The organism is Microbacterium sp. S308A+, from assembly GCF_049800815.1.
GTDB lineage: Bacteria > Actinomycetota > Actinomycetes > Actinomycetales > Microbacteriaceae > Microbacterium.
The window spans coordinates 356877-368713 of the sequence record NZ_JBNAFT010000003.1 but is presented as its reverse complement, the minus strand read 5'-3'; the positions used below and the strand labels follow the sequence as shown (position 1 = coordinate 368713).

Here is an 11837-nt window from a genome sequence, read left to right as displayed (position 1 = left end):
CACCCGTCGCCCCTCGCCTCCAGGAGCATGCGTGACCACGCCTCGCACACCCGCAGAACACGTTCCCGACTCGGTCGCCAATGCGATCGCGACTCCGGAGAAGGAGCAGCCCTACGCGGCGCTGGGCCTCAAGGACGACGAGTACGCGAGGATCAAGGAGATCCTCGGCCGCCGCCCCACCTCGGGCGAGCTGGCGATGTACTCCGTGATGTGGTCGGAGCACTGCTCTTACAAGAGCAGCAAGATTTACCTGCGCCGTTTCGGGCAGAAGGTCTCGGACGAGATGCGCGAGCGCCTCATGGTCGGGATGGGGCAGAACGCGGGCGTCATCGACGTCGGCGAGGGATGGGCGGTCACGTTCAAGGCGGAGAGTCACAACCACCCCTCGTTCATCGAGCCCTTCCAGGGCGCGGCGACGGGCGTGGGCGGCATCGTCCGCGACATCATCTCCATGGGCGCCCGCCCGGTCGCGGTCATGGACGCCCTGCGCTTCGGCGCGGCCGACGACCCCGACACGGCGCGGGTCGTGCACGGCGTCACCAGCGGCATCAGCTTCTACGGCAACTGCCTCGGTCTGCCCAACATCGGCGGCGAGACCGTGTTCGATGCCGTCTATCAGGCCAACCCGCTGGTCAACGCCCTCGCGGTGGGCGTGCTCCGACACGAGGACCTCAAGCTCGCCAACGCGACCGGCATCGGCAACAAGGTCGTCCTCTTCGGCGCACGCACGGGGGGCGACGGGATCGGCGGCGCGTCGATCCTCGCCTCCGACTCCTTCGACGAGGCGGGGCCGACCAAGCGCCCCGCGGTGCAGGTCGGCGACCCCTTCGCCGAGAAGGTGCTCATCGAATGCTGCCTGGAGCTGTACCGCGACGAGTTGGTCGAGGCGATCCAGGACCTCGGGGCTGCAGGCATCTCCTGCGCCACGAGCGAGCTCGCCGCCAACGGCAACAGCGGAATGCACGTCTCGCTCGACAATGTGCTCCTCCGCGACCCCTCGCTCACGGCCGAGGAGATCCTCATGTCGGAGTCGCAGGAGCGGATGATGGCCATCGTCTCGCCTGCGAAGCTCGACGCGTTCCTCGCCGTCACCGGCAAGTGGGAGGTGGAGACCTCCGTGCTCGGCGAGGTCACCGGCGACGGCCGTCTCGTCATCGACTGGCAGGGAGAGCGGATCGTCGACGTGGACCCGTCCACGGTCGCCGTCGACGGCCCGGTCTACGAGCGCCCCGTCGCATACCCGACCTGGCTCGACGCCCTGCAGGCCGACGGCGCCGAGCTCCTCCCCCGCTCGAACGACCCCGCGGTCCTGCGTGAGCAGTTCCTCGCGCTCGTGGGCTCCCCCAACCTCGCCGACACGTCCTGGATCACGAACCAGTACGACTACTACGTGCTCGGGAACACGGCCCTCAGCTTCCCTGACGATGCCGGCATGATCCGCGTCGACGAGGAGTCAGGCCTCGGCTTCGCGATCGCAACCGACGCGAACGGCCGCTACTGCCAGCTCGACCCGTACGCAGGCGCACAGCTCGCCCTCGCCGAGGCCTACCGCAACGTCGCGGTCACCGGCGCCGTGCCCACTGCGGTCACCGACTGCCTGAACTTCGGCTCCCCGGAGAATCCCGAGGTCATGTGGCAGTTCGGTCAGACGGTGGACGGGCTCGCCGACGGCTGCTACGCCCTGGGCACCCCGGTCACGGGCGGGAACGTCTCGTTCTACAACCAGACCGGCGACGTGCCGATCCACCCCACTCCTCTCGTGGGCGTGCTCGGCCTCATCGACGACGTCTCGCGCCGCATCCCCTCGGGATGGCAGGACGAGGGCCAGAACATCTATCTGCTCGGCGTGACGTCCACGGAGCTCTCCGGCTCCGCCTGGGCCGACACCGTGCACGATCACCTCGGCGGCCGCCCGCCGGCCGTCGACCTCGCCGCCGAGAAACGCCTGGCCGGGCTCATCGCCGCCGCACGCGACGAGTGGCTGGTCTCCAGTGCGCACGACCTCTCCGAGGGCGGCCTCGCGCAGGCCCTCGCCGAGGGCGTGATGCGCTTCGGCGTCGGCGCGCGCGTGTGGCTCACCGAGCTCATGGAGCGCGACGGCGTGGACGCCGCGACCGCCCTCTTCTCGGAGTCGACAGGGCGCGTGATCGTCACCGTCCCCCGCGAGGACGACGTGAAGTTCCGCGGCCTCTGCGAGGGGCGCGGCTATCCGGTGCTGCGGATCGGCGTGACCGACAGCGAGCCGACGCTCGAGGTGCAGGACGTCTTCACCGTCTCCGCCGCCGAGCTGCGCGAGACCTCGCGTGCCACGCTGCCGGCCCTGTTCGGGCCGACGGTGACCGAGCAGGTGCACGCATGAGCGACGGTCTCAGCGAGGACTACGGCGACCTCGGCGAACGCCGCAATCGCCGGGTCCGCATCGTCGCCTGGGTGACGATCGTCTCACTCATCCTCGTCGGAGGCGGCGCGACCACCCTCGCCGTCCTCTTCGGCTGACGCCCCCACTCCAGCCGCACAAGGGCACGGCCTCAGGCCGGGGCGGAACGCCGCATGACACGCTCGGCCGGTGTGACGGTGCAGAGCCTTCGATTAGTCCCTCGGGAACCCCGACCCGCATGATCTCCTCGTGAAACCGGTTCCAAGAGCGCGCCTGCCTCTCATATCCTCGCAGAATGCACTCTGACCTCGGCTCCTCACGCGAGCTCTATCGCACAGAATACGCGCCGACGGGCGTGTACTCGATGCACGCACTCCTCTCAGACATGACATTGAAAATGCCTTGACGGCGCCCAACAGCCCGGATACGTTAACGAGATTCGCGTCTGAATGATGCGTAGGCAGAATTCAGCCTCCGTCACCCATGCATTGCACGGGCGACGGGAAGATCAGTACAAAGGAGAACTGTATGCGATTCACAAGAGATATCGTCCTCGCCGCGTGCGCGGCCGCCGCTCTCAGCATGAGCACGGCCATCCCCGCGACCGGCGCGTCGCGTCCCGACGGCTCGGATGCCCCGTCCTTCCAGGAGTTCGCAGCTTCGACGTACCAGGACGTGGACGGCAGCTACATCGTCAACGGTGACGAGGTGATCTCGGACTGGGCCGAATTGCGAGCGTTCTACGAGCAGCTCCATCGCCCCGAGACGCTGAATGACGGCCTGATCGTCAACACCGTGGGCGGCGCCGCGGACAAATGGCCAGCCGAGCAGGCAAGAAACCTCACCTACTGCGTCAGCACGAAGTTCGGCTCCCGTCACGCCGACGTCGTAAAGGCGATGGATGGCGCTGCTGCCCTCTGGGAGGCCGCTTCGTCGAGGATCGCCTTCGTGCATGTCAGCGGCTCCGACGCCCAGTGTGAGACGAGAAACAATTCCGTCCTTTTTTCGGTCGAACCGGTGCGGACATCGCGGTACGTCGCCAGAGCATTCTTCCCGAGCACGCCGGCAGGCCAGCGGAACGTGCTGATCGACGACTCGATCTGGTCATCGGGCTCCTGGACCCCGACCAACGTCCTCGGTCATGAGCTCGGCCACGTCCTCGGTTTCCGACATGAGCACACGCGCCCCGAGTCCGGAAGGTGCTTCGAGGACAGCAACTGGCGACCGCTGACACCGTACGACTCGTCCTCGATCATGCACTACCCGCAGTGCAACGGCTCATCCGAGGATCTGTCGATGACGAGCCAGGACCACGCAGGCGTTGCCCTCCTCTACGGAAGCTAGGCCGGAGAGGATCTGCCGCCGGCCGTCACGGACGGTCGGCGGCAGATCCCGCTCGTGACGAGGACCGCCAGGGAACAGCACCGGACCTGGCCGCCCACACCAGATGCCCGCGCAACGCAGCGCGGCCATCAGTAGGCTGAGGGATCATGCAGGAGTTCTTGCCGGAGTTCTGGAACTTCGCGCGCCAGTACTGGTGGCTGATCTTCCCGATCATGGGGGTCGCCGGGGGCGTCGCGAAGTCCTGGGAGCGTGGCGCGCGACGACGTCACGAGCGCCGGATGGAGGCCCTGCGCATCAAGGGCGAGATCAAGGCCGCGCAGATCGCCGCGCGCGGCGGTCGCACGCTCGGCGGGCCGGCCCCGACGGTGGTCCCGACCGACGCCCCCGTCGCATCCTCCGAGCTGCTGGCACGGCTCTTCGCCGAGCACGACGAGATCACCGCACGGTGGCTCGACTACGAGCTCGACGTCGCCAAGCTCATCGCCTTCCCCGCCATGAGCGACGGACGTCAGCCGCTCACGGCCGCGTTCCTGCGCGCCAAGAAGACCGCCGACGCCCTCCGCCCCTCCTCGTCCGACGCGAAGGTCAGCGAGCAGCAGGTGGCCGAGTATCTCGACGCGGTCGGGGCGTACGCCGTCGCGTTCGAGGTCGCGGAGAAGGACGCCCGGCGCCTGCGCGACTCGACGTTCACCGAGGACGAGCGCAAGCGTCTGGAACGCGCGAGGCACATGCTCGCCGTCGCCGTCGACGAGTCCGCGACCGCGGCCGAGCGACAGACCGCCTACCGCCGTGTGCGCGAGGAGCTGGACGGACTCCTCTCCCTCTCCGACGAGGCGGTCGAGAACCTGGAGAAGAGGGTCGCGCTGCAGCTCGAGCCCACGACCTCCGCCGCTGCGGCGCCTGTCACGCACGAGCCCCCCGCGAAGTCCACCGCGCCGGGCTCTCCGGCGCGCGAGCCCGCGGCACCGGAGACCGACCCGACGCCCGGTACGACGCGGGAAGCCGATCCGCTGCGCGCGCAGAGACCCGACTCCCGATGACTCCGGAGAACCTCACCGGACCCGTCTCCTGGCATGCGGAGGGACCGGTCTGGTGGTCAGGTCCCCGAGGCGGGCTGCGATGGGTGGACGCCGACGCCGGCGACCTGCTCGCCCTCACCGACGACGGCGTGCGCCGCACGCACGTCGACGACGAATACCTCGCCTTCGTCCGGCCACGAGCGAACGGCGGCTACGTGGCCGTCGGCGCACGCAGCATCCACCTGTCCTCGGATCCGGAGTGCCCGCCCACAGCGTCGACAGCGCTCGCCGTGGGCTCCACGGCGCGGATGAACGACGGCTGCTGCGACCCCCGCGGGCGCCTGCTCGCCGGCTCGATGGGCCTCGGGACGACACCCGACGGCGGGTCCCTCGTCCGCATCGGACGAGACCTGACCCCGACGACCGTCCTCCCCGCCGTGGCGGTCTCGAACGGCATCGGCTTCACCGGCGACGGCACCCTGGCGTACTACGTCGACAGTCTCACCCGCCGGATCGACGTGTTCGACGTGGACGAGGAGGGGGAACTCGTGGAACGCCGTCCCTTCGCCCGTCTCGCCGACGCCGACGGCCTTCCGGACGGACTCACCGTGGACGCGGGCGGCGGCGTCTGGGTCGCCGCCTGGGGCGGCAGCGCGGTGCTCGGATACGACGACGCCGGCATGCTCCGCGAACGTATCGCGCTCCCGGTGCCCCAGGTGAGCGCCTGCACGTTCGGCGGCGACGACCTGGGCACCCTGTTCGTCACCACCTCGGCGCAGGGCCTCCCCCACGATCACGGGACCGACGCCGGCTCCGTCTACGCCGTGCGGCCGGGCACGCGCGGCCTTCCGGTCCTTCCCTTCGCCGGCTGACCCTGCCGGTCGCCGCGCGGCGCTTCCCCGACCCACCCACCCCACCCGCCGCACGGCCCGGGGAGCAGGAACGCGTCGACGGCCTGTGCCTACGGCACGGTCGCACTCAGCGGGAAGGACCGTGCCGTAGGCGCAGACCGCCGACGGTCGAAGGGGCCGGCTCAGGCGAGGCGCACGCGCTCCGTGCGCTGCCGCTGGCGGCCGAGCCTCTCGATCTCGACCGTCATCTCGTCGCCCTCACGGAGGTAGGGGAACCGGCCGGAGAGCGCGACGCCCTGCGGCGTCCCCGAGTTCACCAGGTCCCCCGGCTCCAGAACCATGTACTGACTGAGGTCGTAGACCAGCTGCAGCACGGGGAAGATCATGTCGGCGGTGCTCGAGTCCTGACGCGGCTCGCCGTTGACGAACGAGCGCAGCCGCAGCTTCTGCGGGTCGATCTCGTCGGCGGGGACGAGCACCGGGCCGAGCGGGTTGAACGTCTCGGCGCACTTCCCCTTCGACCACTGGCCACCCGAGACCGCGAGCTGGTAGTCGCGCTCGGAGACGTCGTTCGAGATCGTGTAGCCGGCGATCACCCCCCGCGCCGCCTCGGGAGACGGAAGATAGCGCGCGGGCTTGCCGATCACCACCGCGAGCTCGACTTCCCAGTCCACCTTGGTCGCTCCAGGGGGCAACAGCACCACGTCGTCGGGACCCACGATCGTGTTCGGGTGCTTGAAGAAGACGATCGGCTCGGTCGGCGGCGGCGACCCGGACTCCGCCGCGTGCGCTGCGTAGTTCTGGCCGATGCAGACGACGGCGGTCGGCCGGGCGATCGGTGCGCCGATCCGCTGCCCGCCGATGTCGGCCGCCGCGAGCTCGCCCCGCTCCAGCGCCGCTCGCACGCGGGCGATCCCGTCGGCGGCGAGGAAGGCGCCGTCGATCTCGTCAGTGATCGGGGAGAGATCGCGGACGATCCCCTCGTCGTCTCGGGCGTATGGCCGTTCGGCCCCGATCGGGCCGATCCTCATGAGCTCCATGGCTGCTCCTCCTTCGTCGTCGACCGCGACCGTCAGCGCACCCCGGCGTGGGCGGGGTTGACGATGGCGGAGACCGGCTCGCCGCCGAGGAAGCGGACGAGGTTCTCTGCCGCGTGCACGGGGAGATCCTGCAACGCCTCGGCGGAGTACCAGGCGGCGTGCGGGCTCAGGAGGACGTTCGGCGCCTCACGGAGGGCAGAGTCCGCCGGCAGCGGCTCGGCCTCGAACACGTCGAGCGCGGCGGCGCCGATCCGGCCCTCGTGCAGGGCGGCCACGAGCGCGGCCTCGTCGATGAGCGGGCCACGGCAGGTGTTCACGATCACCGCCCCTTCCTTCATCGTCGCGAGCGCCGCAGCGTCGAGCAGGTGGTGGGTCGCGTCGGTGAGCGGCACATGCAGCGTCAGGATGTCGGCGGCGGCGATCGCGGCGGCGAGGGCGACGGGCTCGCACCCCGCCGCACGCACGGCGTCCTCGGGGGCATACGGGTCGGCCACCAGGACGCGGAATCCGAGGCCGCGGAGGCCGCGCGCCACGAGGGAGCCGATCCGGCCGAAGCCCAGCACCGAGACGGTCGTACGAGAGGGACGGACGGCCACCGGACGAGCGTCGACGGCCTTCCACTCGCCGCTCCGCACCGCTCGGTCATAGGCAGGCAGGCCTCTCCCCTGGGCCATGATCATCGCGACCGTGTGCGCGGCGACCTCCTCGATGCAGTAGCTCGGGGTGTTGGCGACGGCGATGCCGCGGGCCGTCGCCGCATCGACGTCGACCATGTCATAGCCGATGCCCAGGCGGCTGATCATCCGGAGGCTCGGCATCCGATCCATCAGCTCCCCATCGATGCGCCGCCATTGCACGATGAGCCCTTCGGCCTCCGCGCCGAGCTCGGCGAGGGTCTCGAACGAGGTCTCGGGCGCGCGCACCGCCCGCAGGCCCGCGGCACGGAGGGTCTGCTCGGCCGCGTCGCCGGGCAGGTCGCAGTCGGTGATGAGGATCAGAGGCTCAGCCATGAGAACAAATGCTATAGCATCTAGCAAGCGGGAGGAAAGGCTTTCATCGCTCGCAAGTTTGCTATAGCGTTTTCATCATGACTGCTCGCCGCGCCCTCGTCACCGGCGCGAGCTCCGGCATCGGAGCCGCCGCCGCCCTGGAACTTGCCCGCGAGGGCGCCGCCGTCTGGATCACCTACGCCGGACGCGCCGCCGAGGCCTCCCGCGTCGCCGAAGAGTGCCGCGCCGCCGGCTCCCCCGACGTGCGGGTGTCGCGCCTCGATCTCCGGGCCCCTGCGTCGATCGACGCGCTGGTCTCGGAGGTCCAGGCGGCCTGGGGAGCGCTTGAAGTGCTGGTCAACAACGGCGGCGTCTGCCCTTACGTGCCTTTCGACGAGATCGAGATCGACGAGTGGGACCTCGTCCTCGAGACCAACGCCCGGGGGACATTTCTCCTCACACGCGGCGCCCTCCCCCTCCTCCGCGCCGCCGAGGGCGACCGCTCCGTCGTCAACATCTCCTCGATCGCCGGCCAGGTCGGCGCGCTGCAGACCGGCATGCACTACGCCGCGAGCAAAGGGGCCCTCCTCGCGATCACGCGGAGCTTCGCACGACTCCTCGCCGGAGAGGGCATCCGCGTGAACGCGGTGACCCCCGGCCCTGTCGCGAGCGCGATCACCGATCAGCTCCAGGGGGAGGGAAGGGCGAGGCTCGCCGGCTCGATCCCGCTCGGCGCGTTCGGCGAGCCGCAGGACGTCGCCTGGATCATCGCCACGCTCGCCTCGGAACGCGCACGATTCGTCACCGGCGCCACCTACGACGTGAACGGAGGAGTTCGCATTGACTGATGTCTCCCGCACCGCCCTGGACACGGTCCAGGCCCAGCTCGACGCGTTCAACGCCCACGACCTGGACGCGTTCGTCGCCACGTACGCCGACGACGCGGTGATCACCGGCGTCGCCCCGTCTCCCCTCGTCGGCGCGGCCGCGATCCGCGCCTTCTACGAGCCGCGTCTGCAGAATCCCGAGCTCTCCTGCGAGATCGACACGAGCGTGCTCTTCGGCACCCGCTGGGTCGTCGCCCAGGAGCGCGTGATCAACGCCGGCGTCTCGACCGAGACCATCGCGACCTTCGACGTCGTGGACGGCCTGATCGCCCGGGCCTCGATGCTCAAGGCCTGACCGGCCCGGCACGTCGCGCCCGATCCGCCTCCCGGGACCGCCGCCGTCCCGTCCCGGACCCATCCCTCGGGCCTGCCCGGCTGGAGGATCCAGCAGCCAGCCGCCGCGATCGGCCGGCCGCGGCGGCGAGCCGGAGCCGCCGGTCGGTAGGCGCAGGCGAGCCGCGGGTCGGGGCGGCAAGGCGGCTGGCTGCAGGGCGGCCGGCGAGGCTGCCGGCCGTAGGGCGGCTGGCCGGCGAGACTGCATCTGCGTCACGAGACCTTGTAACCCATACACGGTCTCGGGAGGGAGATGCAGTCTCGGGAGGGAAGTGCCGTCTCGGGAGGGCGAGAGGGCGCGACGGGAGGGTGGACGCAGACGAGTCAGCGCGCGTCGAAACGTGCGCGGAGAGCGGGGTCGATCCTGACCTCCCCGAACGACGAGGTCCACCCTCCGTCCACCGCGATCGACTGTCCGGTCAGATACGGCGCCTCGTCGGAGAGGAGGAACGCGGTGAGCGCGGCGACCTCTTCCGCCCGCGCGATCCGCCCCATCGGCGGGCCCTCCGCGAGCGCGCGCTCGGCGGCCTCGGGATCGGCGGACGCGGCGATCTGCGCCTCCAGGTGCGGGGTGCGCACCCCGCCAGGGGCGACCGTGTTCGCGCGGATGCCGAGTGCGCCGTACGACACGGCGACGCTGCGGGTGAGGGCGTCGATGCCGCCCTTCGTGAACTCGTACGCCGCGTGGTCCGGGTGGCTGGCCCGTCCGTGGATCGAGCCGATGTTCACGATCGCGCCGGCGACCCCCTGGTCCACGAACGCGGAAACGGCGGTGGAGCACCCCCAGACGTAGCCGAAGCCGTTGATGCCGAGGATCTCCCGCACGACGTCCTCGTCGAGCTCATGCAGCCTCGTGCGCTTGGTGATGCCGGCGTTGTTCACCCACCCGGCGAGCGGGGCCAGGGCGATCGCCGCCTCGGCCGCCCGGCGGTGGCTCTCCCGCTCCGAGGCGTCGCCGAGCACGACCTCGGCCACGACACCGTCCTCGACCGTCCCCGACCCCGGCGAGCGCTCCAGGCCCACGACGATCCAGCCGTCGGCGGTCAGCCGCTCGGCCACCGCGCGGCCGATGCCCTTGCCCGTGCCCGTCACCACCGCGCTGCGTGGTCCTGGACGGGGAGTGTCGCCATGGGCGGACGAGGAGATCGCGTTCATCCTGTGCTCCTGTCGAAGTCGAAGACCTGCGGATCGAGCTCGAAGCCGAGACCCGGTGCGGACGACGGCGTCACGCGGCCCGCGAAGTGCGGCCCTCCGCGCACGAACAAGGGGGCGGGGTCGTAGGGATTGCCGCCGCGGGCGAAGGTCTCCACGCCGATGCCGAGGTGCGCGACGACCTCCGGGTACACGTGGCCGGAGACAGGGACGCCGCGCTCATGCGCCCAGGCGATCATCTCACGTGCGGGGGTGACGCCGCCGATCGCGACGACGTCGAGGCGGAGCACGTCCACGCCCCCCTCGTCGACGAGCGCGCGGAGGACCGCGGGGTCCGTGACCTCGTCGCCGACCGAGACCGGAAGCCCCGACGCCTCTCGGATGCGCGCGCATCCGGCCGCGTCCTCGGGCAGGAGCGGATCTTCCAGCCACGCCAGCCGTGGGTCGCCCCACTGCGCGATCTCGGCGAGCGCCTGCTCGGCATCTCGCCAGCCGAAGCCCACATCCACCACGAGACCGGTGTCCTCGGGCAGCTCGTGGTTCAGGATCCCGATCAGCTCGCGCATGTATGCCGGATCTGGAATGCGGGAGATCTTGACGTTCGTCCAGCCCTCCGCCTGGCTCAGTGCCTCCTCGGCCACCTCCCGCGGCGTGCGCGAGGGCGTGGGGTATGCGGCGACGAGCATCGAGGGCCGTGGCTCGTCCCCCGTGCCGAGCAGGCGCCAGAGCGGCACGCCGGCCCGGCGCGAGGCGATGTCCCACAGCGCGATGTCGACGAGGCCGATGGCCCGGCGCACGAGTCCCACACGTCCGACGATGGCGCTGCCGCGGAGCATGCGGTCCCAGGCCGTGGCGGGATCGTCCGCGTCGGCCCCCACGGCATGGGCCGCGACGAGGCGCTCGACGATCTCGGCCATCGGCGCCTCCCGCGAAAGGCAGTAGGCCACGCCCCGCGTGCCGTCCGCGGCCGTCGCGCGCACGGCGGCATACTCGCGACGGGTCACGGTCATCGCTCCCAGCTGCAGCGGAGCCGGAAGCGGGAGCACGGCGGTGACCGTGTCGATGCGCGCGATCGCGGTCATTCCGGCTTCTTCGCGAGCGGGACGCCGTAGTCGACCATGAACCCGCCGTCCACGTACAGGGTCTGCCCGTTCATGTAGCGGGCCTGGTCGGAGACGAGGAAGCTCACCGCGGCGGCGATCTCGGCGGGGTCGGCGAGGCGGCCGGCCGGGATGCGCGCGAGGATCGTGTCGAGGCTGAGCGTGCCGGCATCGACGCCCTGCCGGAAGACCCCGGTGTCCACGTAGCCGGGGGCGACGGCATTGACCCGCACGCCCCGCGCGGCCCACTCGGCCCCCGCGGTCGCGGTGAGGCCGATGACGGCCGCCTTCGTCGTCGCGTACGGCGCGCGTCCGGCCGACCCTCGCGAGGAGATCGAGGAGATGTTGACGATCCGCCCCTCCCCGCGCTCCAGCATCAGACGGCCCGCCGCCTGGAGGCACGCGAAGACACCGTGCAGGTTCACGTCGACGACGGCCTGCCATTCGTCCCAGGCGAGGTCCTCGATCCCACGGTGACGCTGGATGCCGGCGTTGTTGACGAGCACGGCGATCGGCCCGACCTCGGCCTCGATCTCGTCGAAGACCCGCGCGACGGCAGCGTGGTCGGTCACATCGAGCTCGCGCCAGAGGATCCCGGCCGGGTTCTCCCCGGCGGTGAGAGCCGGCACCCGGTCGACCGCGACGACGACGTGACCGTCTGCGGCGAGACGCTGTCCGATCTCCCAGCCGATCCCGGCAGCTCCTCCGGTGATGACGGCGACGGGTGCCTGAACGGTCATTCTCT

Annotated in this window: 12 protein-coding genes; 7 read left to right on the top strand and 5 right to left on the bottom strand. The window is 70.8% G+C overall.

What is annotated here, in order from left to right; all coding sequences use genetic code 11:
• Positions 1-31 precede the first annotated feature (31 nt).
• From purL to ACP15J_RS11250, 5 genes are all read left to right on the top strand, one after another.
• Positions 32-2359: a phosphoribosylformylglycinamidine synthase subunit PurL gene (gene purL, locus ACP15J_RS11270; protein ID WP_424980939.1), complete on the top strand. Its 2328-nt coding sequence runs from the start codon at positions 32-34 to the stop codon at positions 2357-2359.
• The gene (locus tag ACP15J_RS11265) at positions 2356-2496 is read left to right on the top strand and encodes a hypothetical protein (RefSeq protein ID WP_015985828.1); all 141 of its coding nucleotides are present in this window, start codon (positions 2356-2358) and stop codon (positions 2494-2496) included. The genes purL and ACP15J_RS11265 overlap by 4 nt, the downstream gene beginning before the upstream one ends.
• A 409-nt stretch (positions 2497-2905) precedes the next feature.
• Positions 2906-3721, top strand: coding sequence for a M57 family metalloprotease (locus ACP15J_RS11260; RefSeq protein WP_424937082.1), 816 nt, complete (start codon positions 2906-2908; stop codon positions 3719-3721).
• 146 nt (positions 3722-3867) lie between these two features.
• Complete coding sequence (locus tag ACP15J_RS11255) at positions 3868-4761, top strand: hypothetical protein (protein ID WP_424937081.1); 894 nt, start codon at positions 3868-3870, stop codon at positions 4759-4761.
• Positions 4758-5612, top strand: a complete 855-nt coding sequence (locus tag ACP15J_RS11250; RefSeq protein WP_424937080.1) for an SMP-30/gluconolactonase/LRE family protein — start codon at positions 4758-4760, stop codon at positions 5610-5612. Before ACP15J_RS11255 ends, ACP15J_RS11250 begins: the two co-directional genes overlap by 4 nt.
• A 161-nt stretch (positions 5613-5773) precedes the next feature.
• Here ACP15J_RS11250 and ACP15J_RS11245 read toward each other — a convergent pair whose 3' ends face one another.
• Entirely contained in the window at positions 5774-6631 is an 858-nt protein-coding gene (locus tag ACP15J_RS11245) for a fumarylacetoacetate hydrolase family protein (RefSeq protein WP_424937079.1), read from the bottom strand.
• A gap of 32 nt (positions 6632-6663) precedes the next feature.
• Positions 6664-7641 (bottom strand): C-terminal binding protein, encoded by a 978-nt coding sequence (locus ACP15J_RS11240; protein WP_424937078.1) that lies wholly within the window; start codon positions 7639-7641, stop codon positions 6664-6666.
• A 77-nt stretch (positions 7642-7718) separates the two neighbouring features.
• Here ACP15J_RS11240 and ACP15J_RS11235 point away from each other — a divergent pair, with 77 nt between their 5' ends.
• Both ACP15J_RS11235 and ACP15J_RS11230 read left to right on the top strand, forming a co-directional pair.
• Positions 7719-8468 (top strand): SDR family NAD(P)-dependent oxidoreductase, encoded by a 750-nt coding sequence (locus ACP15J_RS11235; protein WP_424937077.1) that lies wholly within the window; start codon positions 7719-7721, stop codon positions 8466-8468.
• Positions 8461-8802: a nuclear transport factor 2 family protein gene (locus ACP15J_RS11230; RefSeq protein ID WP_424937076.1), complete on the top strand. Its 342-nt coding sequence runs from the start codon at positions 8461-8463 to the stop codon at positions 8800-8802. Before ACP15J_RS11235 ends, ACP15J_RS11230 begins: the two co-directional genes overlap by 8 nt.
• A gap of 362 nt (positions 8803-9164) precedes the next feature.
• On the opposite strand, the gene ACP15J_RS11225 is transcribed toward ACP15J_RS11230, so the two are convergent.
• Genes ACP15J_RS11225 through ACP15J_RS11215 form a run of 3 tightly spaced genes read right to left on the bottom strand, consistent with a single transcriptional unit; the run spans position 9165 to position 11832 of the window.
• Entirely contained in the window at positions 9165-9995 is an 831-nt protein-coding gene (locus ACP15J_RS11225) for an SDR family NAD(P)-dependent oxidoreductase (RefSeq protein WP_424937075.1), read from the bottom strand.
• A complete protein-coding gene (locus tag ACP15J_RS11220; protein WP_424937074.1) occupies positions 9992-11074 on the bottom strand; it encodes a mandelate racemase/muconate lactonizing enzyme family protein in 1083 nt (360 codons plus the stop codon). Before ACP15J_RS11220 ends, ACP15J_RS11225 begins: the two co-directional genes overlap by 4 nt.
• Positions 11071-11832 carry an SDR family NAD(P)-dependent oxidoreductase gene (locus tag ACP15J_RS11215; RefSeq protein ID WP_424937073.1) on the bottom strand — a complete coding sequence of 254 codons (762 nt, stop codon included), beginning with the start codon at positions 11830-11832 and terminating at the stop codon, positions 11071-11073. Before ACP15J_RS11215 ends, ACP15J_RS11220 begins: the two co-directional genes overlap by 4 nt.
• Between the last annotated feature and the right edge of the window lie 5 nt (positions 11833-11837).

Bases quoted from the DNA above. Each gene is read 5' to 3' on its own strand.
- ACP15J_RS11265 (WP_015985828.1), top strand. From the start codon at position 2,356: ATGAGCGACGGTCTCAGCGAGGACTACGGCGACCTCGGCGAACGCCGC.
- ACP15J_RS11260 (WP_424937082.1), top strand. From the start codon at position 2,906: ATGCGATTCACAAGAGATATCGTCCTCGCCGCGTGCGCGGCCGCCGCT.
- ACP15J_RS11255 (WP_424937081.1), top strand. From the start codon at position 3,868: ATGCAGGAGTTCTTGCCGGAGTTCTGGAACTTCGCGCGCCAGTACTGG.
- ACP15J_RS11250 (WP_424937080.1), top strand. From the start codon at position 4,758: ATGACTCCGGAGAACCTCACCGGACCCGTCTCCTGGCATGCGGAGGGA.
- ACP15J_RS11245 (WP_424937079.1), bottom strand. From the start codon at position 6,631: ATGGAGCTCATGAGGATCGGCCCGATCGGGGCCGAACGGCCATACGCC.
- ACP15J_RS11240 (WP_424937078.1), bottom strand. From the start codon at position 7,641: ATGGCTGAGCCTCTGATCCTCATCACCGACTGCGACCTGCCCGGCGAC.
- ACP15J_RS11235 (WP_424937077.1), top strand. From the start codon at position 7,719: ATGACTGCTCGCCGCGCCCTCGTCACCGGCGCGAGCTCCGGCATCGGA.
- ACP15J_RS11225 (WP_424937075.1), bottom strand. From the start codon at position 9,995: ATGAACGCGATCTCCTCGTCCGCCCATGGCGACACTCCCCGTCCAGGA.
- ACP15J_RS11220 (WP_424937074.1), bottom strand. From the start codon at position 11,074: ATGACCGCGATCGCGCGCATCGACACGGTCACCGCCGTGCTCCCGCTT.
- ACP15J_RS11215 (WP_424937073.1), bottom strand. From the start codon at position 11,832: ATGACCGTTCAGGCACCCGTCGCCGTCATCACCGGAGGAGCTGCCGGG.